This is a genomic window from Streptomyces sp. NPDC056128 (assembly GCF_042263835.1).
Taxonomy (GTDB): Bacteria; Actinomycetota; Actinomycetes; order Streptomycetales; family Streptomycetaceae; genus Streptomyces.
On record NZ_JBHJVQ010000027.1, the window covers coordinates 73,600 to 95,300 of the forward strand.

At 73.5% G+C, this 21,701-nt stretch carries 20 protein-coding genes; 5 read left to right on the top strand and 15 right to left on the bottom strand.

All coding sequences use genetic code 11. The features are described from left to right. Nucleotides 1-12: 12 nt before the first annotated feature. Nucleotides 13-1,263, bottom strand: coding sequence for a glycoside hydrolase family 10 protein (locus ACFC1X_RS32410; protein WP_376360617.1), 1,251 nt, complete (start codon nucleotides 1,261-1,263; stop codon nucleotides 13-15). Nucleotides 1,264-1,439: 176 nt separating this feature from the next. On the opposite strand from ACFC1X_RS32410, the gene ACFC1X_RS32415 reads away from it, so the two are divergent. Together ACFC1X_RS32415 and ACFC1X_RS32420 are read left to right on the top strand one after the other, a co-directional pair. Beyond that, entirely contained in the window at nucleotides 1,440-2,312 is an 873-nt protein-coding gene (locus ACFC1X_RS32415; protein ID WP_307010662.1) for a 3-hydroxybutyryl-CoA dehydrogenase, read from the top strand. 182 nt (nucleotides 2,313-2,494) lie between these two features. Continuing rightward, a complete protein-coding gene (locus ACFC1X_RS32420) occupies nucleotides 2,495-2,752 on the top strand; it encodes a hypothetical protein (RefSeq protein WP_064726990.1) in 258 nt (85 codons plus the stop codon). 215 nt (nucleotides 2,753-2,967) lie between these two features. Here the strand turns inward: ACFC1X_RS32420 and ACFC1X_RS32425 are convergent, their stop codons facing one another. The 9 genes from ACFC1X_RS32425 to infC form a co-directional block, all read right to left on the bottom strand. Further along, entirely contained in the window at nucleotides 2,968-3,531 is a 564-nt protein-coding gene (locus ACFC1X_RS32425) for an NUDIX hydrolase (protein WP_376360622.1), read from the bottom strand. A 121-nt stretch (nucleotides 3,532-3,652) separates the two neighbouring features. After that, on the bottom strand, nucleotides 3,653-4,993 hold the full coding sequence (locus ACFC1X_RS32430) for a transcriptional regulator (RefSeq protein ID WP_376360625.1): 1,341 nt from the start codon (nucleotides 4,991-4,993) through the stop codon (nucleotides 3,653-3,655). A 454-nt stretch (nucleotides 4,994-5,447) separates the two neighbouring features. Beyond that, entirely contained in the window at nucleotides 5,448-7,970 is a 2,523-nt protein-coding gene (gene pheT / locus ACFC1X_RS32435) for a phenylalanine--tRNA ligase subunit beta (RefSeq protein WP_376360628.1), read from the bottom strand. After that, a complete protein-coding gene (pheS, locus tag ACFC1X_RS32440; protein ID WP_376360631.1) occupies nucleotides 7,970-9,091 on the bottom strand; it encodes a phenylalanine--tRNA ligase subunit alpha in 1,122 nt (373 codons plus the stop codon). The genes pheT and pheS overlap by 1 nt, the downstream gene beginning before the upstream one ends. A gap of 169 nt (nucleotides 9,092-9,260) precedes the next feature. Continuing rightward, a complete protein-coding gene (locus ACFC1X_RS32445) occupies nucleotides 9,261-10,400 on the bottom strand; it encodes an ATP-binding protein (protein ID WP_376360634.1) in 1,140 nt (379 codons plus the stop codon). A 50-nt stretch (nucleotides 10,401-10,450) separates the two neighbouring features. Further along, entirely contained in the window at nucleotides 10,451-11,299 is an 849-nt protein-coding gene (locus ACFC1X_RS32450) for a TrmH family RNA methyltransferase (RefSeq protein ID WP_376360637.1), read from the bottom strand. Nucleotides 11,300-11,479: 180 nt separating this feature from the next. Beyond that, on the bottom strand, nucleotides 11,480-11,863 hold the full coding sequence (rplT, locus tag ACFC1X_RS32455) for a 50S ribosomal protein L20 (protein WP_004002577.1): 384 nt from the start codon (nucleotides 11,861-11,863) through the stop codon (nucleotides 11,480-11,482). A 97-nt stretch (nucleotides 11,864-11,960) separates the two neighbouring features. Beyond that, nucleotides 11,961-12,155 (bottom strand): 50S ribosomal protein L35, encoded by a 195-nt coding sequence (gene rpmI, locus ACFC1X_RS32460; protein ID WP_003977225.1) that lies wholly within the window; start codon nucleotides 12,153-12,155, stop codon nucleotides 11,961-11,963. Nucleotides 12,156-12,263: 108 nt separating this feature from the next. Then, nucleotides 12,264-12,926 (bottom strand): translation initiation factor IF-3, encoded by a 663-nt coding sequence (gene infC, locus ACFC1X_RS32465; RefSeq protein WP_376360688.1) that lies wholly within the window; start codon nucleotides 12,924-12,926, stop codon nucleotides 12,264-12,266. Nucleotides 12,927-13,311: 385 nt separating this feature from the next. Here infC and ACFC1X_RS32470 point away from each other — a divergent pair, with 385 nt between their 5' ends. Beyond that, on the top strand, nucleotides 13,312-13,668 hold the full coding sequence (locus ACFC1X_RS32470) for a DUF1844 domain-containing protein (protein WP_125493101.1): 357 nt from the start codon (nucleotides 13,312-13,314) through the stop codon (nucleotides 13,666-13,668). On the opposite strand, the gene ACFC1X_RS32475 is transcribed toward ACFC1X_RS32470, so the two are convergent. Together ACFC1X_RS32475 and ACFC1X_RS32480 are read right to left on the bottom strand one after the other, a co-directional pair. After that, on the bottom strand, nucleotides 13,659-14,408 hold the full coding sequence (locus tag ACFC1X_RS32475; RefSeq protein ID WP_376360641.1) for an SseB family protein: 750 nt from the start codon (nucleotides 14,406-14,408) through the stop codon (nucleotides 13,659-13,661). The two genes, ACFC1X_RS32470 and ACFC1X_RS32475, sit on opposite strands and share 10 nt — an antisense overlap. 11 nt (nucleotides 14,409-14,419) lie before the next feature. Then, on the bottom strand, nucleotides 14,420-14,980 hold the full coding sequence (locus tag ACFC1X_RS32480) for a GNAT family N-acetyltransferase (RefSeq protein ID WP_376360643.1): 561 nt from the start codon (nucleotides 14,978-14,980) through the stop codon (nucleotides 14,420-14,422). A 125-nt stretch (nucleotides 14,981-15,105) separates the two neighbouring features. On the opposite strand from ACFC1X_RS32480, the gene ACFC1X_RS32485 reads away from it, so the two are divergent. Beyond that, on the top strand, nucleotides 15,106-15,840 hold the full coding sequence (locus tag ACFC1X_RS32485) for a serine hydrolase (protein WP_376360691.1): 735 nt from the start codon (nucleotides 15,106-15,108) through the stop codon (nucleotides 15,838-15,840). Here the strand turns inward: ACFC1X_RS32485 and mycP are convergent. Together mycP and ACFC1X_RS32495 are read right to left on the bottom strand one after the other, a co-directional pair. Continuing rightward, nucleotides 15,825-17,030: a type VII secretion-associated serine protease mycosin gene (gene mycP / locus ACFC1X_RS32490; protein WP_376360646.1), complete on the bottom strand. Its 1,206-nt coding sequence runs from the start codon at nucleotides 17,028-17,030 to the stop codon at nucleotides 15,825-15,827. The two genes, ACFC1X_RS32485 and mycP, sit on opposite strands and share 16 nt — an antisense overlap. Further along, nucleotides 17,027-18,034 (bottom strand): hypothetical protein, encoded by a 1,008-nt coding sequence (locus ACFC1X_RS32495; protein ID WP_376360649.1) that lies wholly within the window; start codon nucleotides 18,032-18,034, stop codon nucleotides 17,027-17,029. Before ACFC1X_RS32495 ends, mycP begins: the two co-directional genes overlap by 4 nt. A gap of 1,383 nt (nucleotides 18,035-19,417) precedes the next feature. On the opposite strand from ACFC1X_RS32495, the gene ACFC1X_RS32500 reads away from it, so the two are divergent. Further along, the gene (locus ACFC1X_RS32500) at nucleotides 19,418-20,620 is read left to right on the top strand and encodes an amino acid deaminase/aldolase (RefSeq protein WP_376360652.1); all 1,203 of its coding nucleotides are present in this window, start codon (nucleotides 19,418-19,420) and stop codon (nucleotides 20,618-20,620) included. 29 nt (nucleotides 20,621-20,649) lie between these two features. On the opposite strand, the gene ACFC1X_RS32505 is transcribed toward ACFC1X_RS32500, so the two are convergent. Continuing rightward, on the bottom strand, nucleotides 20,650-21,672 hold the full coding sequence (locus ACFC1X_RS32505; protein ID WP_376360694.1) for a DUF2510 domain-containing protein: 1,023 nt from the start codon (nucleotides 21,670-21,672) through the stop codon (nucleotides 20,650-20,652). Nucleotides 21,673-21,701: the final 29 nt, after the last annotated feature.

Sequence of the window (21,701 nt, forward strand, 5' to 3'; positions counted from 1 at the left end):
TCCGGGGCAGGCTCAGCGCGGGGCGGCGGCCGGCAGCGTGTAGTGGTCCGCCGCCACCCGCGTCATCGCGCCGCCCCGGTCCTCCGCCACGTCCTTGGCGGAGAAGAAGACGTGTCCGCGCACCTGCGGGTGGCGCGCGGCCAGCGTGAGGTGGCGGGACACCTCGGCCGGGTCCTGCCAGGCGGCGGGCTGTGCCGGGTCCCCGGCCTTGTACAGCGCCTCTCCCACGTACAGCTGCGTCCGGCTGCCCTGGGCCACCTCGGCCCACCAGGGGAGCAGCTTCGCGTAGTCCGCGCCGTTCTGGCCGATGCTCCAGTACAGCTGCGGCACCACGTAGTCGAGCCAGCCCTCGCGCACCCACTTGCGGGTGTCCGCGTACAGGTCGTCGTACGTCTGGACGCCCGCCCGGGTGTCCGAGCCGCGCTCGTCGGTGGTCGCGTTGCGCCACACCCCGAAGGGGCTCACCCCGAAACGGGCGGCCGGGCGGATCTTCTTGACGCGTGCCGCGGTCTCGCGCACCAGCCGGTCGATGTTGTCCCGCCGCCAGTCGGCCCGGCTGCCGAAGCCGGTGCCGTAGGTGCTGTAGGTCCCGCCGTCGTCGAAGCTCTCGCCCGCCACCGGATAGGGGTAGAAGTAGTCGTCGAAGTGGACGCCGTCCACGGCGTACTTCTCCACCGCGTCGAGCATCGCGTCCTGGACGAAGGCCCGGACCGCGGGCAGCCCGGGGTTGTAGTAGAGCTTCCTGCCGTACGGCACCACCCACTCGGGGTGCTTGCGCGCCGGGTGGGCGGGGACCAGGTGGCTCGGGTCGTCGTGCAGGGAGACCCGGTACGGGTTGAACCAGGCGTGCAGCTCCAGGCCGCGGGCGTGCGCCTCCTCGACCGCCGTGCCCAGCGGGTCCCAGCCAGGGTCGCGTCCCTGGCTGCCGGACAGGTACTGCGACCACGGCTCGTACGGCGAGGGCCACAGCGCGTCGGCCGTCGGCCGCACCTGGAGGAACACCGTGTTCAGCCCGTGCCGGACCGCGTTGTCCAGGTGCTCGACCAGTTCCGCGCGCTGCTCCGCGGCGCCCAGCCCGGCGCGGGTGGGCCAGTCGCGGCCGGCCACCGTGGCGAGCCACATGCCCCGCATCCCGGCGGCGGCGCGGCGCACCGGCGGTTCCGACGCGGAGACCGGCGCCGCCGGCGCCGCCGACGCCGCGGGCGCCATGGTGAACGCCGACAACGCCGCCACCGCGAAGGCACGACGCGAGACACCGCTCATGGGGAGACCTCCTGAACGCTGTGGATCCGCACGCTCACGGATCGTGTACGGGGCCTCAGCATGCCCGACCCGGGAGACGGATCCGTGACCATTCGGGGGTAACGTGCTCGATCGGAGCAGGCGCCGGGGACCCCGGTGCGCCTGTTACCAGCCTTGAAGTCAGCGAAAGGGACGATGTGACCGGCATCTCGGGAGATATCGCACGCGTCGGCGTGGTGGGCTGCGGTCAGATGGGGGCGGGCATCGCCGAGGTGTGCGCCCGCTCCGGTCTGGAGGTGATGGTCGCCGAGACCACGGGCGAGGCTCTGGAGATCGGCCGCACCCGGCTGTACAACTCGCTGGCCAAGGCCGCCGAGCGCGGAAAGATCACCGAGGAGGAGCGGGACGCCACGCAGGCGCGGCTGAGCTTCACCACCGATCTCGGCGAGTTCGCCGACCGTGACCTGGTGATCGAGGCGGTCGTCGAGAACGAGCAGGTCAAGACCGAGATCTTCCAGGTGCTCGATCAGGTCGTGACCCGGCCGGACGCGATCCTGGCCTCCAACACCTCCTCGATCCCGCTGGTGAAGCTGGCCGTCGCCACCTCGCGGCCCGACCACGTCATCGGCATCCACTTCTTCAACCCGGCCCCGGTGCAGCAGCTGGTCGAGCTGATCCCGGCGCTCACCACCTCCGAGGGCACGCTCAGCCGGGCGCAGCTGTTCACCGAGAAGGTGCTCGGCAAGCACGCCATCCGCGCCCAGGACCGCTCCGGTTTCGTGGTGAACGCGCTGCTGATCCCGTACCTGCTCTCCGCGATCCGGATGTTCGAGTCGGGCATCGCGAGCCGCGAGGACATCGACAACGGCATGGAGATGGGCTGCGCCCACCCGATGGGCCCGCTGAAGCTCGCCGACCTGATCGGTCTGGACACGGTCTCCTCGGTGGCGTACTCGATGTACGAGGAGTACAAGGAGCCGCTGTACGCCGCTCCCCCGCTGCTCCAGCGCATGGTCGACGCGGGCCGCCTCGGCCGCAAGAGCGGCTCGGGCTTCTACTCCTACGGCTGATTACGCGCAGCTACGCGCACGGGCCCGGCACCTCAGGTGGTGCCGGGCCCGCGGCTTTCACACGGCGTGTGCGTCCCGGGCTCGCATATGCCGCCCGCACACTCTCCCCACGCGTCCACCAGGCGAGTTGACTCGACATGCACATGCAAGGGACGTGAGACGACTACGGAAAGGAGCGGTCCGTGACCGCCGATCCCGAGCACCCCGTCGTCCAGGGAGAACTCGCAGAGTTACGACGCCGGCTCGATGTGGCCTACGCCCGAGTCGAGGGCGGGCACGCCCTGCTCTCCCACCGCACCGAGGAGACCGCCAAGGAGCTGGCGGATCTGAGCACCCGGCTGACCGCCCTGGAGCACGCCCGCTGGCCCCTCCCCTCGGTCGCGGTCCTCACGGCCCTGGGCGCACTGGTCGTGGCGGTCTGGCAGGCCCTCGGCCACTAGGGCCTGTCCGGCGGATCATGCCGCAGACGCGGGGTCTGGCACGCCCTCCCCCACTGCCTTAAAGGCGTGGGAGGTACCCCCAGCGGCGTTGTCGTCGGTTGCCAGGGCTCCGCCCTGTCGCCCTCCTCCGCCTTGCAGCTGGACGCACCAGACCCCACTCACCGGCGCTGATCAGGCGCCGCCACTTTCCTGCGACCTGATCCGCCGGACAGGCCCTAGGCCCCGGCGCCGAGGGCGGGCGGGGTGTCCTGGCCGAGCCTGAGGTGGTGCAGCAGGAGTAACGCGGCCGCCATGTTGGCGGCCGGGACCTCCCCGCGGGCGACCAGGTCGGGAACGAGCTTGAGCGGAATCCACTCCCGGCGGTCCGACTCGAAGTCGTCCACGGGGTGCCCGACGTACGCGCCTTCGTCGGCCCAGTAGATGTGGTGCCGGGCGTCGGTGAGCCCGTTGGACGGCTCCACGCTCATCAGGTGCCGCAGCGGTCCCGGCCGCCAGCCGGTCTCCTCCTCCAGTTCCCTGGCCGCCGCCACCGCGACGTCCTCGCCGTCCTCGACGACGCCGGCCGCCAGTTCCCAGCCCCAGCTGTCGGTGATGAAGCGGTGTCGCCACAGCAGGAGGACCTCGTTCGCCTCGTTCACGACCGTGGCCACGGCCACCGGACGCATCCGTATGAGGAAGTGGTCGAGGTGCCGACCGTCCGGTAGTTCGACATCGGCGAGATTGACGCTGAACCAGCGATTTGCGTACACATTTTGTTCGCTCTGTTTCGTCCACTGCACGGTTCTGCCACCTTTCTTGGAGTAGGTGGCAATATCGCAGCAGCAGCGTCCCGGCAGCAGGCGCACGGCGGCCGCTCACGGCGCAGTGGTGGGCGCAGTGTGCCCCGAAGGGCGGACGGGATCACAGCGGTACGCGCAGCGCCCCGTCGATGAGTTCGGCGGCCTCGGTCGTGCCCGCGCAGCCGCTGCGCACCAGGTGCTCGCGCACCGCGCGGAGTCGGTCGCGCAGGCGCTGGGACTCCATGCCCCGGGCCTGTTCGGCCATCTGCACGGCGGTGGCCACCGCCTTGTCGGCGTTGCCCTTTCGCAGCTCGATGGTGCTGAGCATGGCGAGCCGGTGCACCCGGCCGCGGTCGTGCGCCGGGTTGTCGACGGCCGCCGCGGCGTGCTCCCCGGCCGCCGCCAGTTCCCCGAGGCTCAACAGGGCCTCGGCGACTTGGACGTTGACCAGTCCGGGCTGGACATAGCCGGTCTCGTCGGGTTCGTAGCCGCGCCGGATGCGCTCGGCGGCCTGCTCGGCCCGGCGGATGCAGGACAGCGCGCCGCTGCCGTCGCCGAGGTGCGCGTACGCCTTCGCCTGCATCGCGTAGAGGTCGGAGGCGAGCGCCGGGGTGATGTGGCGGCCCGCGGCGCGCAGCGCGGCCTCGGCGAAGGCGACGGCCTGCCGGTGCTCCCGCATGAACAGCGCCTGGTTGACCAGCAGCGCGATGACGTAGGCGCCGAGCCCCTGGTCGCCGCTGGCCTTGGCGAGCCGCAGGGCCTGGTGGAAGTAGCGCTGCGCGAGTCCGTGCGCGTCGGAGTCGTACGCGCAGATCCCGGCGACCGCCACCAGACCGCCGGTGGCCCGGTGCAGTTGGCGTCCCGTGGCGTCGGTGTAGCCGCCGCGCAGCAGCGGCGCGGCCTCGGAGTTGAGGAAGCCGACGATGCGGGCGCGGGTCGCCATGCCGCCGGCCTTGCGGTACATCTGCTCGTAGTGGGCCCGCGCACAGCGCAGCATCTCCAGGTCGGCGGCGGTCACCCGGTGCCGCCCCCCGCGGGAGACGTCCACGTCCTCGGGCGGGTTCTCCCACTCCCAGACCGGCATCACGGCGGGCGTGCCGGTAAGCGCGGGGGCGCCGAGGATGTGCGGGCGCCGCTGCTGGTCGGAGCGCCACAGGGCGGTGGCGCGCTCCACGAACCCGGAGAGCGAGCCGGTGTGCGGGGCGGCCGGTTCGCCGGGCACGCCGAGGCCGATGTCGTCGAGGGTGACGGGGCGGTGCAGGCGGGAGGCGAGGACCTCGCAGATCAGGTCGGGCACCTGGCCGCGCGGGCGCTGGCCCTTCAACCACCGTGCGACGGCGGTGTGTTCGTACCTCAGCGCCAGTCCGCGGGCGCGTCCCGCCTGGTTGACGTGTGCGGCCAGTCCCGCGTGCGAGATCCCGGCCTCGTCCAGGATCGCGTCGAGCAGGGTGTTGGGCTGCATGGGTGCCCCCCGGTGCCGCGGTGACTCGGTGCCGACAGCGTAGTGTGCCGGGCTTCACACGGGGTGTGAACGGAGTACGCGCATCCGCAGTGTGTGCGCACTGTCGCGGAGAGTTCCGGGCCGGTTGACTGAAGGGCCTCGAAAGAGGCCGGCCGGGCCGCCGGCTCCCCCTCGTACAGTGCGGCGGCCCGAACTTGTGCCGTCCGCCCAGCTGCCTGCCCGACACTCCGTGGCGGGGCGGACGGCTCCGCCGGCTTCGCGAAGCGACCAATCGCCGTTCAGGGTGCGGGTGCGCTGTCGACTGCGGGTGCGCTGTGGCTGGTCGCGCAGTTCCCCGCGCCCCTTGAGGGACGTCACCTGAACGCCGCCAAGGGGCGCGGGGAACTGCGCGAGCCACCACGACGTACCCGCGGCCGCCAACCGGCAGAAGCCCCCCGCCCCTTGGGCGCACCGCCTAACTACGCAGCACCGCTCCGACCCGCTCGCCCGCGAGGGCAACCGCCGCGTCCCGCGCAGCCGACGCCTCGTCGACGGTGAGCGTCCGGTCCCCCGCGCGGAAGCGCAACGCGTACGCGAGGGACTTGCGCCCCTCACCCAGCTGCTCCGCGTTGCCGTAGACGTCGAACAGCCGGATGGACTCCAGCAGTTCACCGGCGCCCTCGCGCAGGGCGGCCTCGACCTCCGACGCCGGGACGAACTCGTCGACCACCAGGGCGACATCCTGCGTCGCCACCGGGAACGTGGAGATGCCCGGCGCCTGCGGGGTGTCGTTCCCGGCCCGCGCCACGACGTCGAGGTCCAGCTCCATCGCGCAGGTCCGCGCGGGCAGACCGAGCGCCTTGAGCACCCGCGGGTGCAGCTCACCCGCGTGTCCGACGACCCGCTCCGTGCCGTCGACCGTGACGATCAGCTCGGCGCAGCGCCCGGGGTGCCACGGCCCGTACTGTCCCTTGCGGAGGATCAGCTCGGCGCCGGCCTCCCGGGCCACCAGGCGTCCCGCCTCGACGGCGTCGGCCCAGTCGGCCGGACGGCCCTTGCCCCACCAGCCGGCCTGCTCCTGCGCGCCGGTCAGGACCACCGCGACGTGCCGCGGCTGGTCGGGCAGCGCGGCGTCCAGCGCGGCGAGGTCGTCCTCGCCGGGCCGCCGGTCGACGGGCAGGTTGGCGGCGACCCGTCGCTCGTCGCGCGGGAGGAAGACCAGGCCCGTCTCGAAGAGCGCCAGGTCGTGCGAGCCCCGGCCGTCGTTGCGGCGCAGGGCGCCGAGCAGGCCCGGCAGCAGCGTGGTCCGCAGCGCGGGCTCCTCGTCGCTGAGCGGGTTGACCAGCTTGACGACACGGCGGGCCGGGTCGTCGGCGTCCAGCCCGAGCTGGTCGAAGACCTGCTCGCCGACGAACGGGTAGTTCAGCGCCTCGACGTAGCCCGCGCCGGCCAGCGCCCGGCCGACCCGGCGGTGCAGCCGCTGCCGGGAGGTCAGGCCGCGGCCCGCGGAGGGCCTGGGCAGGGTGGAGGGCAGGTTCTCGTAGCCCTCCAGCCGGATGACCTCTTCGGCCAGGTCGTTCGGGTCGGTCAGGTCGGGCCGCCAGGACGGGACGGTGACGATCAGTTCGTCCTGCCCGTACACGTCGCAGCCGACCTCCTGGAGGCGGCGTACGACGGTCTCGCGGCCGTACGCGACACCGGCGACCTGGTCCGGGTGGTCGGCGGGGACGCTGATGGTGTGCGGTGCGGAGGGGGCGCTGATCTCCGTGACGCCGGCCTCGGCGGTGCCGCCCGCGAGCAGCACCAGCAGGTCGACGGTGCGCTGCGCGGCAGCGGCGGCGGCCTGCGGGTCCACGCCGCGCTCGAAGCGACGGGACGCCTCGGAGGACAGCTTGTGCCGGCGGGCGGTGCGCGCGACGGACACCTGGTCGAAGTGGGCGGCCTCGATGACCACGTCACTCGTCGCGTTGCCGCCGTTCTCCGCGGCGTCGTGGTCCGCGATCTCGGTGTTGGCGCCGCCCATGACGCCGGCGAGACCGATCGGGCCCCGGTCGTCGGTGATGACCAGGTCTTCGGCGTGCAGCTTCCGCTCGACGCCGTCGAGGGTGACGATCTTCTCGCCCTCCTCGGCCCGGCGCACGCCGATGGTGCCCTGGACGAGGCCCCGGTCGTAGGCGTGCAGCGGCTGGCCCAGCTCCATCATCACGTAGTTGGTGACGTCGACGGCCAGCGAGATCGGGCGCATGCCGACCTTCTGGAGGCGCCGCTGGAGCCAGAGCGGGGAGCGCGCCTCGGCGCTGAGGCCAGTCACCGTGCGGGCGGTGAAGCGGTCGCAGCCGGTGGGGTCGGCGATCTTGACGGGGTAGCCGTAGGCGTTGGGGCCCGGCACGTCGATGAGGGCGGGGTCGCGCAGCGGCAGGCCGTAGGCGATGGCGGCCTCGCGGGCGACGCCGCGGATGGACAGGCAGTCGCCGCGGTTGGCGGTGACGGCGATGTCCAGCACCTCGTCGACCAGCTCAAGCAGCTCGATGGCGTCCTTGCCGACCTCGGTCTCCGGCGGCAGCACGATGATGCCGTGGCTGCCGTCGTCGCCCATGCCCAGCTCGTCGCCGGAGCAGATCATGCCGTGGGACGTCTTGCCGTAGGTCTTGCGGGCGCTGATCGAGAAGCCGCCCGGCAGGGTGGCGCCGGGGAGGACGACGACGACCTTGTCGCCGACGGCGAAGTTCCGGGCGCCGCAGACGATCTCCTGCGGCTCACCGGTGCCGTTGGCCTGTCCGACGTCGACGGTGCAGAAGCGGATCGGCTTCTTGAAGCCCTCCAGCTCCTCGATGGTCAGCACCTGGCCGACGACGAGGGGGCCCTTGAGGTCGGCGCCGAGGTGCTCGACGGTCTCGACCTCCAGACCGGCCGAAATCAGCTTGGCCTGCACGTCGCGGCCGGTCTCGGTGGCCGGCAGGTCGACGTACTCCCGCAGCCAGGAAAGCGGGACCCGCATCAGATCTCCATCCCGAACGGCCGGGTGAACCGGACGTCACCCTCGACCATGTCTCGCATGTCCTCGACGTTGTGGCGGAACATCAGCATCCGCTCGATGCCGAACCCGAAGGCGAAGCCGCTGTACTTCTCCGGGTCGATGCCGCAGGCGGTGAGCACCCGCGGGTTGACCATGCCGCAGCCGCCCAGCTCGATCCAGCCCTCGCTGGAGCAGGTGCGGCAGGGCCGGTCGGGGTTGCCGACGGACGCGCCCTTGCAGACGTAGCAGAGCATGTCCATCTCGGCGGAGGGCTCGGTGAAGGGGAAGAAGTTCGGCCGCAGCCGGGTCTTCATCTCCGCGCCGAACAGCGACTGGACCATGTGGTCCAGGGTGCCTTTGAGGTCCGCCATGGTCAGGCCCTCGTCGACGGCGAGCAGCTCGACCTGGTGGAAGACGGGGGTGTGCGTGGCGTCCAGCTCGTCGGTGCGGTACACCCGGCCGGGGCAGATCACGTAGACCGGCAGCTCGCGGTCGAGCGCGGAGCGGATCTGCACGGGCGAGGTGTGGGTGCGCAGCACGACGCCGGACTCGGCGCCGCCGTCGGGGCCTTCGACGAAGAAGGTGTCGGCCTCGCCGCGGGCCGGGTGGTCCGGGCCGATGTTGAGGGCGTCGAAGTTGAACCACTCGGCCTCGGCCTCGGGGCCCTCGGCGACCTCGTAGCCCATGGCCACGAAGACGTCCTCGATGCGCTCGGAGAGCGTGGTGAGCGGGTGGCGGGCGCCGGCCGGCACGCGGTCGTGGGGCAGCGTGACGTCCACGGCCTCCTCGACCAGCACGCGCGCGTCGCGCTCGGCCTCCAGCTCGGCCTGGCGGGCGGCCAGCGCCTTGTTGACCGCGCCGCGGGCCATGCCGACCCGCTTGCCCGCGTCGGCCTTGGCCTGCGGGGGCAGGGCGCCGATCTCGCGGTTGGCCAGCGCCAGCGGAGAGGCCCCGCCGGTGTGGGCGACCTTGGCCTCCTGGAGCGCGTCGAGGGAGTCCGCGGCGGCGAAGGCGGCGAGCGCCTCGTCCCGCATGCGCTCGATCTCTTCCGGTTTCAACGCCTCGACCTCGACAGGGTCGTACGACTTATTCGGTGCCGACATCTCTTCCCGTGCTTCCGATTGGCTGGCTGGAACGCCCCGTCTACGGTCCGGAGACGGGGCTGGGACGCTTCGTCTGCGGAACTGGACGCAAAGGTGCCAAAGGCCGAGTCTAACGGGGCTGTGGAACGCGGATCACGCCCGTGGGGTCGTCGGCCGTCTCAGGTGATGCTCAGCTGAGATACGCCGGTGCCGCCACGGGCAACGTAAATCGGAACTCGGCGCCGCCGCCGGGGGCGCGGCCGACCGTGATGGTGCCGCCGTGGGCCTCGACGATGCCCTTGACGATGTACAGCCCGAGGCCGGTGCCACCGCGCTTGCTGCCCCGCCAGAAGCGGGTGAAGACGCGGTTCATGGATTCCTCCGGGATGCCGGCCCCTTCGTCGCTCACCGTGACCGACGTGCCGGCGTCCTCCCCTTCGCGGGGGGACGCCGTGGGCGTGATGTCAATGGTGACGGTTCCCTCGCCGTGCCGCACGGCATTTTCCAGCAGGTTGCTCAGCACCTGGTCGACCTTGTCGGGGTCGGCCCACAGGTCGGGCAGCGGCCGGCCGAGGCGGAGCAGGAAGCGGTCGGCCTCCTGGCCGGAGGCGACGTACGCCTGGATGTGCCGGCCGACGGCGGCGCCGATGTCGACCGGCTGGCGGCGGACCTCGAGCCGGCCGGAGTCGATCCGCGAGATGTCCAGCAGCTCGGCGATGAGCCGGGTGACCCGGTCGGCGTCGGCGTCCACGGTCTCCAGCATCAGCCGCTTCTGGTCGTCGGTGAACCTCTCCCACTTGGCCAGCAGCGTCGCCGTGAAGCCCTTGACGGAGGTGAGGGGCGAGCGCAGTTCGTGGGCGACGGTGGCGATCAGCTCGGCGTGGCTGCGTTCGGTGCGACGGCGGGCCTCGGTGTCACGCAGGGTGACGACTACGCGGTGGACGGGGCCGAGGCGTTCGACGCGGACGTAGCGGGCGGAGACGAGGACTTCCCGGCCGCCCGGGAGCAGGAGGTTGCGCTCGGGCTGGGCGGCGCGGATGGCGAGGCCGCCGTAGGGGTCGGTGAGCTGCCACCAGCGGCGGCCCTCCAAGTCCTCCAGGGGCAGTGCCTTCTCCAGCGGCCGGCCGAGGGCTTCGGCGGCGGGGACGGCGGTGATGCGGGCGGCGGCGGCGTTGAAGCAGACCACGCGGCCGCGTTCGTCGGCGACGACCAGGCCGTCGGGCAGCTCGTCGGGGTCCAGGCCGAGGCCGGCGAGATCACCGGGGGTGCGGGGCGCGGGCGGACGCGGCGCCCCCCGGGCTCCCGGCGCGCTGCTCGTGCCGACACTCATCCCCGTATCCCACCTCTCAGCCGCGCGGGGGCCTTGGGCAGGTCACCCTACTAGGCGTTGGTGACGGAGCGGCACCCTCCGGCGGCGCGCTGTGCACGCGCCGACGCGTAGAGACATACGGCGGCGGCGGTCGCCAGGTTCAGGCTCTCGGCCTTCCCGTGGATCGGGACGCGCAGGACGGCGTCGGCGAGGCCGCGGGTCTCCTCGGGGAGCCCCCACGCCTCGTTGCCGAACACCCAGGCGGTGGGGCCGCCCATGGTGCCCGCGTCCAGCTCGGCGTCGAGGTCCTGCTCCCCCGCGCCGTCGGCGGCGACCACCCGGACCCCGGCGTCCCGCAGCCCGGCCACGGCCCGCTCGACGGGGACGCCGACGGCGACCGGCAGGTGGAACAGGGAGCCGACGGAGGCGCGTACGGCCTTGGGGTTGTACAGGTCGACGGAGGCGTCGGTGAGGACGACGGCCTCGGCGCCGGCGGCGTCGGCGCAGCGCAGCACGGTGCCGGCGTTGCCGGGGTCGCGGACGTGCGCGAGGACGGCGACGAGCTTGGGGCGGGCGGCGAGGATCTCCTCGAAGGGGGTGTCGATGAACCGGCAGACCCCGACCAACCCCTGTGGGGTGACGGTGGTGGAGATGTCCTCGATCACCTGCTCGGCGGCGAGGTGCACACGCACCCCGGCCTCACGGGCCGCCCCGATGATGTCGGCGTACCGCTCCGCGGCCTCGACGGTGGCGAACAGCTCGACCAGCGTGTCCTCGTACCCCGCGGCCTCCCGCACGGCCTGCGGCCCCTCGGCCAGAAACAGCCGCTCCTTCCCCCGAAAGTTCCGCTTACCCAGCCGCCGGGCGGCGAGGACCCGGGGGGAACGGGGGGAGATCAGCTCGGGGGCAGCGGGACGCACTCTTCTCACCTTCACAACTAAATCGACGCGGGCTGAGGCGCCCCTCCAGGGGCGCGGGGAACTGCGCGACCAGCCACAACGAACCGGCACCCGAACGACGGGCCGGACGGCAACTGAAGGACCCGCAGGCTTCCACAAGCCTGCGGGTCCTTCAGTCACTCGGCTCAAGCCAGCGCAGCGTCACGCAGCCTTGGGCGCGTTCACGTCGCTGGGCAGCGCCTTCTGCGCAACCTCGACCAGCGCCGCGAAGGCACCGGCGTCGTTGACCGCCAGCTCGGCGAGGATCTTGCGGTCGACCTCGACGTTGGCGGCCTTCAGGCCCTGGATGAAGCGGTTGTACGTGATGCCGTTGGCGCGGGCAGCGGCGTTGATGCGCTGGATCCACAGCTGGCGGAAGTCACCCTTGCGCTTCTTGCGGTCGTTGTAGTTGTAGACCAGCGAGTGGGTGACCTGCTCCTTGGCCTTGCGGTACAGGCGCGAACGCTGACCGCGGTAGCCGGAGGCCTGCTCGAGGATCGCCCGGCGCTTCTTGTGGGCGTTGACTGCCCGCTTGACGCGTGCCACTTGTTAACTCCTTGTAGCGGGGCCGCGGTGATCCTCACGCGGCCCGGTATCGATGGGGTCCCGGTCCTGACGTACGGCGCTCAGTGGCGCCCGTACGTCACTTGCCGAGAAGCTTCTTGATCTTCGCGGCGTCGCCCGGGGCCATCTCGGCGTTGCCGGTCAGGCGGCGCGTCACGCGGGACGACTTGTGCTCGAGCAGGTGGCGCTTGCCGGCGCGCTCACGGAGCACCTTGCCGGAGCCGGTGATCTTGAAGCGCTTGCTGGCACCGCTGTGCGACTTGTTCTTCGGCATAGCGCCGTTCTCTCCTCGTCGGTGGCGCTCCGGTGCCCGGTCGTGAAACCGGGCACGGTGGAGCGTCGCTTGTATCGGTTGGTCCTGGGGACTCGCGTCCCCCCGGGGTCACGCCTCGGCGGGTTCCTGGGCCGGAGCCTCGGCGCCCTCGGCGTCCTCGGCGTCGGCCTCCGCGGCGTTCTGCGACTTACCGGGGTTGGCCTTCGCGTCCGCCTTGCGCGCTTCCTGCGCCTGACGGGCCTCGGCCATCGCCTCGGTCTTCTTCTTGTGCGGACCGAGAACCATGATCATGTTTCGGCCGTCCTGCTTCGGGTTCGACTCCACGAAGCCGAGGTCCTGGACGTCCTCCGCGAGACGCTGCAGCAGTCGGTAGCCCAGCTCGGGGCGGGACTGCTCGCGGCCACGGAACATGATCGTGATCTTGACCTTGTCGCCCTGCTTGAGGAACCGGACGACGTGACCCTTCTTGGTGTCATAGTCGTGCGGGTCGATCTTCGGCCGGAGCTTCATCTCCTTGATGACCGTGTGCGCCTGGTTCTTGCGCGCCTCACGGGCCTTCATGGCCGACTCGTACTTGAACTTCCCGTAGTCCATGAGCTTGCAGACAGGCGGACGGGCGTTCGCCGCGACCTCGACGAGGTCGAGGTCGTACTCCTGCGCAAGCTCCAGGGCCTTGGCAAGCGGAACAATCCCGACCTGCTCGCCGCTGGGACCGACAAGTCGCACCTCGGGAACGCGAATCCGGTCGTTGATGCGGGGCTCGGCGCTGATGGATCCTCCTCGGTAGCACCACGCGACGGTCTGGCAAACAGCCGCGTAACGTCTGTGTTCGATAGACCTAACCGCGCCGATGCACAAAAAATGCCCCGGACGATCACAGGCGGGGCTCCTCGAACTACTACCGGAGCACCGTCGCGATGAACGCGGGGCGCGATTTCGGGCCGGTCACCGCCGCTGGGACGGGACCGCCTGACCGGTGACCCGCCGTCCCTGAGGACGGCCAGGTGGGAGATCGGAGCCTCCACTTGTGGGCCGGATCCGCTGCCGTGGGCGTGCGTGTCCGACCGGTCGTTACACAAGGTTAGCAGCTCGGCGGGGGAAGGGCTAACCGAGACCGAGTGGGGCCGGATCGCCCGCTGCGCCTATCGTGTGCGGCATGAGTGACACCCCGCCTGAGACGCCCGACTTCGACGCCATGACCCGCGACATCGCGGAGGTCCCCGCGGTCGAGGTGATCGTGACGGTCGCCGTCAACCTGATGAGCGCCGCCGCCGTGAAGCTGGGGCTGACCGAGGAGGGCGAGGCGCACAAGGACCTGGACGAGGCGCGCAAGCTCGTGCACGCGCTGGCCGGTCTGCTCGACGCGACGGCGACCGAGATCAGCTCCTTCCACGCGGCGCCGCTGCGGGACGGCCTGAAGTCGCTCCAGCTGGCCTTCCGCGAGGCCTCGCTCGTCCCGGACGAGCCGGGCCAGGGTCCGGGCGAGAAGTACACGGGACCCGTCTACCGCTGACCCTGCCCCTCCCGCACGTACAAGGGCTCGCCCGGCGGCGTCGCCCCGGCCGGCAGCAGTGCCAGGTCGAGGCCGCGCACCAGGCGGGCCCTCAGCGTCTCGTCGGCGGCCAGCCGCTCGGCGACGGCACGGGCGGCCTTCGCCGGGTCGTCCTCCCCCGGGTCCAGGACCAGCGCCAGGGTGCCGTCGGCCCGGCCCCGCCCGAGGTGCGCCCGGAGCACGGCCGGCTCCGCGGCCAGGACGGCCCGTACGGCGTCGGCGACGGCCGGATCGGCGAGCGGGTCGGTCGTCGTACGCCCCTCGGCCAGCGCCAGCAGCACCGCACCGGTCAGCTCGAACGGCACCGGCCCGGCCAGGTCCAGTACGACCGTGTCCGCCTTCTCGTGCGCGGCGGCCTGCAGCGCCTGGTGCACGGGTACGGCGACGGGGCGGGCCGCGGGGTCCCAGCGGGCGAGCGACGCGGTGGAGGTGAAGGCGGGCAGCGCGGTACGGCCGCCGGCCTTCAGCGTGGGCACCGCCATGTCACTGGTCTTCTCCCGGCGCAGCCCGTTCTCGTCCTCCTCCACCTCACCGAGAACGGCCACGACGGGCACCAGCAGCCGCGCGCCCTTGAGCGCCTCCAGCACCGGCGCCAGGGCGGCCCGGTCCTCGGCCCAGGCGGCGAGCGCGGCATCGAGCCGGGGATCGGCGGAGCCGTCGTCGTCGGAGTAGCCGGAGTCGGGGATGTTCTTGTTCGCCACGGTCCCCGACCCTAGTTCAGGGTGTCCGCCGGTCGTCGAGGGGGCGCGGCCGGGGACCGCAGGCCCAGCCACTGCTCGGCGTCCCAGGCCCGGAACCGCTCCACCTCGGTGAACCCCAGCCTTGCCGCGAGGCGCATCGAGCCGACGTTGGCGGTCTGGGTGGCCAGCACCACCGGTTCACCGGGAAGGGCGGCGTCGAACCAGTCGAGTGCCGCCGCGCACGACTCGCGGGCGTACCCGTGACCCCACGCCCGGGGCAGGAACAGGTAGCCGAGATCGGCCTTCCCCGACGCAGCCGGGCGATGGCCCTCCGACGCCCTCCTGAGCAGGATCTGGCCGATCATCGCCCCGTCGAGGTCGACGACGAAGCTCCCCGGCCACCGCTCGGGCACCGCGGGCAACTCGCGCTCCAGCTCGTCACGCGGTCGGGGGCCTCCGAGGTAGGTGTGGACCTCTGCCGACGCCAGCAGCTCGACGAACGCCGGACGGTCCCGGGCCTCGGGCGCACGGAGTACGAGCCGCTCGGTCCTGATCGGGGCGGGCGGCCACGTGACGCCTCCGAGTCCAGTCATGCCGGACAGCCAACCAGCGGGCCCGGGCGGTGATCAAGGCCGTCGTGGCGTCGTATCGTCGCCGGTGCCGGTGACCGTGGAGGGGAGGGGTGGGCTTGGAGCGGGACGCGTCGCTGGCCGGCGTCATGGCGTCGGTGGCTGTGGCGGGCGGTGTCGAGGTGGGGGTGGCGGGGTTCGATCCGGGGGCCGGGGTGACGGCGGCTTACGGTGCGGGGGGCTTCGAGACGGCGAGTGTCGTCAAGGTTGGCATTCTGGCCGCGCTGCTGCTGCGGGCGCGGGACGCGGGGCGGGTGCTGACCGTCGCGGAGCGGGCGCATGCCGCCGCGATGGTCGAGAGGAGCGACAACGACTCGGCGTCGGCGCTGTGGCGGGCGATCGGCGGGGCGCGGGGGCTGGACGCGGCGAACGAGCGGTTCGGGCTGACGGGGACCGCGGGCGGCGAGGGGACGCTGTGGGGGCTGACGCGGACGACGGCCGTTGATCAGGTCGCGCTGCTGCGGCAGTTGTTCGTCGCGGACGGTTCCGAGCTGAGCGCGGACGCACGGGCGTACGTGACCGGGTTGATGGGGCGGATCGCGGACGGTCAGCGGTGGGGGGTGTCGGCGGCGGCCGACGGTTCCGCGTGGGCGCTGAAGAACGGCTGGCTGCGGCGGAGCACCACCGGGTTGTGGGTGGTCAACAGCATCGGGCGGGTCACCTCGGGCGGTCACGACCGGCTGGTGGCGGTGGTGTCACGGGGCAGCGCGACCCTGGCGGAGGGGATCGCGCTGGTCGAGGCGGCGGCCAGGGCGGTGGTGTCCGTTCTTGCCGGGGACGGCGACGGGAGCCGCTGGGCGGAGCGGGATCAGAAGTCGTCGTAGCGTTCGCGACGGCCGCGCCACAGGACCACGGCGGCGACCACGAGGACGCCGCCCGCGCCGCCGGCCAGCGGGGCCGCCCAGGCGGAGGTGGAGTCGTCGGAGTCGTCGGTGTCGGGGCCGGAGCCGAAGTACTTGTCGCCGTACGCCGCCGAGTTCAGACCCTCCGGCTTCAGCCGCCCGGCCGCCTCGATCGCCGCGGCGGGGTCGACGAAGCCGAAACCGCGGGAGTCGTCGCGGCCCTCGGCCGGGGCGTTGCGGGCGGTGTCCTCCAGCAGCGCCTTGACCTGGGCCGGGCCGAGGTCCGGATGGGCCGCCTTCACCAGGGCGGCGGCGCCGGAGACGAAGGCCGAGGCGGCGCTGGTGCCCCAGCCCTCGTAGTACCGGTGGTCGGGGTCGGCGATGATCACGTCGACGCCGGGCGCGCTGACCGTGGCGTACCAGCGGCGGGTGGAGAAGGAGGCGCGGGTGCCGTAGCGGTCGACGGCGGTGGCGGCGATGACGCCCGGATAGGCGGCCGGGTAGGAGACGTGGTCGCCCTTCTCGCCGCCGTTGCCGGCCGAGGCGACGACGATCACGCCCTTCTTCAGGGCGTACTGGATGGCCTCGTCCTCGGCGGGTTCGGGGTGCGCGGAGGCGGAGTCGTCGCCGAGGGAGAGGTTGATGATGTCGGCGCCGTTGTCCGCGGCCCAGCGGATGCCCTCGGCGAGGGCGTTGCCGCGGGTCTTGCGGGCCTTGGCGCGGGAGGGGTCGCCGTCCTCAAGGATCACGCGCAGGGGCATGATCTTGGCCTCCGGGGCGATGCCCATGACTCCGTCGGCGTTGCCGGCGCCGTGTCCGTGCCCGGCGATGATCCCGGCCATGGCGGTGCCGTGCCGGGCCCAGGCGCGGTCGCCCTCGCTCGCGCCGAAGCCGACCAGGTCCTTGCCGGTGAGGACGTTGCCGGCCAGGTCGGGGTGGTCGGCCTCCACGCCCGTGTCCAGGACGGCGACGGTGACGCCCGCGCCCTTGGTGGTGCGCCAGGCGTCCTGGGTGTGCATGGCGTCCAGGGCCCACTGCTGGGCGCGGATGCCGTCGGCGTGTGCGGCGGGGGCGGGGACGAGGACGAGGACGCCGGCCAGGAGGAGGCTCAGGGCGGTGCCTGCCCGGCGGGTGCGGCGGGTGCGGCGGGTGTTCACCTGGGGTGCGTTCACGACGGGTGCTCCGTGGCCTGGCCCACGTTCTTGCGCAGGGCGCGTTCGACGCGGTCGGCGAGGCCCTTCGCCTCGTGGCCGAGGCCGGCCTGGGCGGGGGCGGACGTGGCGCCGGACTCCATGGCCTCCTCGGCGGGCTGGGGGTCGTCGACGGTGCGGGCGTCGGCCCAGCCGGAGACGGCGTAGACGACGACGGGGGCGTCGGTGAGGACGGAGACGGTCCAGGCGGCCCGCTGCGGGGCGCCGAACCCGGCGGCGACGGTGTCCTTCGCGGCGTAGGGCAGCGGCATGAGGTCGTCGCGGCCGCCCAGGCCCTCCTTCTCGAACCGTTTCGCCAGTGAGGTCATGGCGGCGGCGTCGGCCTTGGTGAACAGCATGCCGACGGTGGTGACGTGGCTCCGGGTGGCGTCGGTGTAGGTGGCGCGCAGCAGGCGCCGGCAGCCGACCGGGTCCAGCACCTTGGCGAGCAGCCGGTCGAAGGCGGCGGCGCAGTCGCCGTCCGGGGCGACCGCGACCCGCGTCCAGGTGCGGTCGGCGCCGCCGGGACCGGCGCCCTGGCCCCGCACGGTGGGCGGGAACAGCTGGTCGACCGGCACGCTGTGCCACAGGTCCCCGGCCTCGGCGAACGCGCTGCGCGCGCCACCGTCGCCGGAATCCCCGGCGAGCCAGCTGCCGGTGACCGCTCCGGTGAGGAGCCCCACGCCGAGCACGAGACAGACGGCGGCGGCGAGGGCCTGCGGCCGCAGCCGGCCGCCGAGCGGGCGGGGCCGGGCGAGCCCGTCGTACCCCTCGGGCCGCCCGAACGACACCCGGGGCCGCCCGTCGCCGGGCACCACCGGGGCGCTCCAGGAGAACGCGGGGTCGGGACCGGAGTCGCGGCCCGCCACCGGCTCGGCCGGCACGGGCCGCAGCCGCCGGGTCGTCTCGGAGGGGGTCTCCTCGGGGACGCCGGTCCGCTGGGCCGACGGCCGGGACGCCCCGGCTCCCCGAAGGGCCTCGCCCACACCGGGGCCGTGCGCCGTGGGCCCCACCGGGCCGCGAGGCGGGTCCTGGGGCGCGGGAACGTTTCGCGGGGGCGCGGGTGTCTCCGGGCGCGTGACGCCAGGAGCCGGGGCATCGCCGCCGACGGTGGGCGGGGCGTCGGGAAAGCGGGCGGAAGCCTCCGGCGCGGCGTCCCGCCCGACGGACGGCGGGGCATCCGGGAACCGGGCGGAAGCACGCGGCTCGGCCTCACGCCCGACCGACGGCGGGGCATCCGGGAACCGGGCGGAAGCACGCGGCTCGGCCTCACGCCCGACCGACGGCGGGGCATCCGGGAACCGTGCCGAAACACGCGGCTCGGCCTCACGCCCGACCGACGGCGGTGCGTCCGGGAACCGGGCGGAAGCACGCGGCGGGGGTACGGCCTGTCCCTGTCCGCCGGGTGGGCGGTCGTCGAGGCGGAGGCGCGGGTACGGGGGCCGGGTGCGTCCGGGGCCGTCGGATTCCGGGGGCGTCTGTTCGGCCGAAGAGGGTCGTCGGCCCGGGGTCCCGTCGGCCGACGGGACGAGGGACGCCGCCGTGCCGGAAGCGGACGCGGTGGCCGCAGGAGCCCCGGGATCGCCCGCAGCCGCGTCGGACCCCGGCGGGGGCGACGCGGGGCGCGGCGGCACGGCGGGACGGGAAGGAGCCCCCGGGTGTCGCGGGGCGTCGGCCGGTGCGGGCTCCGTGGCGGGGCGCGGTGGGGACTGTGGGTGGGTCGGGGCGCTGGTGCCAGTGCCAGTGCCCGACGTGGTGGCCGACCGGGGGTGCCACGGGCCCCCGGTACCGCCCGCACTCGCGTCGGAACCCGGCGGAGGCGACGCGGGGCGCGGCGGCACGGCAGGACGGGAGGGAACTCCCGGATTGCCCGGGGCGGCGGTGCCCGAGCCGGACGTGGTGGTCGACCGCGGACGTGGCGGAGCGCCGGGGTGCCGGGGGGCGTCGGCCGACGGGGCCTGCGTCGCGGGGTGCCGTACGGAGTCCTGGTGGCCGGGGACGGCGTCGGATCCCGGCGGTGGTGGGGCTTCCCCCGGTGGAGCGGTGGGGCGGGGCGGATGGGAGGCGCGGCGCGCTTCCGTGCTCATGCACCCCCCGTTTCTCGGGCCCGGGCCGTTCTCCGACGCGGGCCGGTGATGTCTCCTGCCCCGGCCCGGTGCGGACCGATCCGTCCCGGGCACGCATACCCGCACGGGAGGACTGCCATCCCGGCGCGGGCCCGGGGGCCCGGCCGCCCGGGGTCGTTCCGCCGTGCGTGCGCGTCACTCTACGGCGTGCCGCCGCCCGGCGGGGAACCAGTCCGCACGCCCGCGGCATTGGCCCGGAACGTCCCCCTACCCTGCGGTAATCCTGTCTGGCAGGCTTCGAGCATGACTGCGCGCGCCGCCGACCGGGCCCGTTACGACCGGGCCACCGCCCATCTGGACGCCCCCGTGGCCATCGTGGACCTGGAGGCATTCGACGCCAACGCGGACGACCTGCTCCGCCGGGCCGGCGGCAAGCCGGTCCGGGTGGCCAGCAAGTCCGTGCGCTGCCGTGCCCTGCTGGAACGCGCCCTGGCCAGGGACGGTTTCGCCGGTCTCATGTCGTACACACTGGCCGAGTCCCTGTGGCTGGCCCGCTCCGGTTTCGAGGACGTGCTGCTCGCCTACCCGTCGGCGGACCGCACCGGATACGCCGAGCTGACCGCCGACCCGAAGCTCGCCGCCGCGCTGACCGTCATGGTCGACGACCCGGCGCAGCTGGACCTCATCGACGGGGCCCGCGACGGCGGCCGCGAAGTCGTGCGGGTCTGCCTGGAGTTGGACACCTCGCTGCGGCTGCTCGGCGGCCGGGTGCGGGTCGGGGCCCGCCGTTCCCCGCTGCACTCCCCCGCCGAGATGGCCGACCTGGCCCGGGCGGTGGCCCGCCGCAAGGGGTTCGAGGTCGTCGGTGTCATGGCGTACGAGGGGCATGTCGCCGGGGTCGGGGACGCGGTGGCCGGGCGGCCGCTGCGGTCGCGTGCGGTGCGGCTGATGCAGGCCGCCGCCCGCCGGGAACTCGCCGAGCGCCGCGCCGCGGTGGTGCGGGCCGTGCGGGCGGTGGTGCCGGGCCTGGAGTTCGTCAACGGCGGCGGCACGGGCAGCGTGCAGCACACGGCGGCCGAGGACGCGGTCACGGAGATCGCCGCCGGGTCCGGCCTGTACGTGCCGCGCCTGTTCGACAACTACACCTCGTTCACCGGGCGTCCGGCGGCGCTGTTCGCGCAGCCCGTCGTACGGCGTCCCGGCGTCGGGGTCGTGACCGTGCTGGGCGGCGGCTATCCGGCCTCCGGCGCGGCCGGCGCCGACCGGCTGCCGGTGCCGTACCTGCCCGAGGGGCTGCGCTACGACCCCCAGGAGGGCCCCGGCGAGGTGCAGACGCCGCTGCTCGGCTCGCCCGCCGACGACCTGCTGATCGGCGACAAGGTGTGGTTCCGGCACGCCAAGGCCGGTGAGCTGTGCGAGCGGTTCGACGCGCTGCACCTGGTGGAGGGGGACGCGGTGACGGCGACGGTCCCGACGTACCGGGGCGAGGGGCACACCTTCCTCTAGGCCCGTCGGCCCGTCAGCCCGTCGGCCCGTCAGTCCGTCGGGCCGATCCCGCTGCCCACGCCGCCGCCCGTGTCCGCGTCGCCGATGGGCCGGATGCCCTTGGTGATCCTGTCCATGTCGGCGAGCGGCGGCCCGTCCTCGCCCGCGTCGAAGACGTAGCGGACGAGGATCGGGGACTCGGTGCCGACGGTGGAGGGGAACACCAGCGACTGCACGTAGCCGCCGGGCCCCTTGGCCGTCTGCACCCGCCAGCGCACGTAGTAGCCCGCGCGTCCGGCGACCGCGACCTGCCCGGACGCCACCTCCTCGTGCGACTCGATGCCGCCGAACGGCTTGTTGCCGACCAGGTCGCGGTCGTACGCGTCGTCGGCGGCGTCCTCGATGTCCTGCCGGGCGAGGGTCTTCGGGGAGGACTCGGCGTTCGAGGTGACGGTGCGGGAGACGACGATTCCGTGCCGGCACACGCCGCCGTCCGCCGGGCAGTCGTAGGTGCCGTCCGTGGTCATCATGACGTCGTCCTCGGCGACGTGCTCGGGCAGGACCCAGCCGTCCGGCAGCGGGAAGGTGACGCCGTTGAGCTGGTCCTCGACCACGGCGGGGTCGTCGGCGGAGGGTTCGGAGGGGGTGGGCGACGGCTCCTCGGTCACCGGTGCGGGGTCGGTGGCGGTCGGGGTGACGGGCGGGGCCTGCGTCTCGGGACCGCCACCGTCGTCCTCGCCCAGGACGAACACACCGGTGACGATCGCGGCGACCAGCACGGCCGCGGCGACGGTGAGGGCCACGGCCTTCCCGCGCGCGGTGCCGCCCGGCTGCCCCTGTCCACCGCCCGAGAACAGCGGCACGGTCGACGGCTGGCCGGGCTGCGCCTGGGGCGCCGGATACTGGGCCGCGCCGTACCCGGTGGTCGCGGGTGCGCCGTACCCGGTGTCCCCCGGTGCTCCGTACCCGGTGGCTTCCGGTGCGCGCCGGTGCTCGGTCCAGGCCGTGCCGTCCCACCAGCGTTCCTGGTGGGCGGCCGACGGGTCGCGGTACCAGCCGGGCGGCGGCGTCATGCTCATTCCGGCACTGTAGGACGCCGCGC

Excerpts from the sequence above, each read along its gene's own strand:
- ACFC1X_RS32445 (WP_376360634.1), bottom strand. The coding sequence starts at position 10,400 with ATGAGTGTCGGCACGAGCAGCGCGCCGGGAGCCCGGGGGGCGCCGCGT.
- ACFC1X_RS32430 (WP_376360625.1), bottom strand. The coding sequence starts at position 4,993 with ATGCAGCCCAACACCCTGCTCGACGCGATCCTGGACGAGGCCGGGATC.
- pheS (WP_376360631.1), bottom strand. The coding sequence starts at position 9,091 with ATGTCGGCACCGAATAAGTCGTACGACCCTGTCGAGGTCGAGGCGTTG.
- ACFC1X_RS32485 (WP_376360691.1), top strand. The coding sequence starts at position 15,106 with ATGGCGTCGGTGGCTGTGGCGGGCGGTGTCGAGGTGGGGGTGGCGGGG.
- ACFC1X_RS32505 (WP_376360694.1), bottom strand. The coding sequence starts at position 21,672 with ATGACGCCGCCGCCCGGCTGGTACCGCGACCCGTCGGCCGCCCACCAG.
- ACFC1X_RS32480 (WP_376360643.1), bottom strand. The coding sequence starts at position 14,980 with ATGACTGGACTCGGAGGCGTCACGTGGCCGCCCGCCCCGATCAGGACC.
- ACFC1X_RS32500 (WP_376360652.1), top strand. The coding sequence starts at position 19,418 with ATGACTGCGCGCGCCGCCGACCGGGCCCGTTACGACCGGGCCACCGCC.
- pheT (WP_376360628.1), bottom strand. The coding sequence starts at position 7,970 with ATGCGGGTCCCGCTTTCCTGGCTGCGGGAGTACGTCGACCTGCCGGCC.
- ACFC1X_RS32410 (WP_376360617.1), bottom strand. The coding sequence starts at position 1,263 with ATGAGCGGTGTCTCGCGTCGTGCCTTCGCGGTGGCGGCGTTGTCGGCG.
- ACFC1X_RS32470 (WP_125493101.1), top strand. The coding sequence starts at position 13,312 with ATGAGTGACACCCCGCCTGAGACGCCCGACTTCGACGCCATGACCCGC.
- rpmI (WP_003977225.1), bottom strand. The coding sequence starts at position 12,155 with ATGCCGAAGAACAAGTCGCACAGCGGTGCCAGCAAGCGCTTCAAGATC.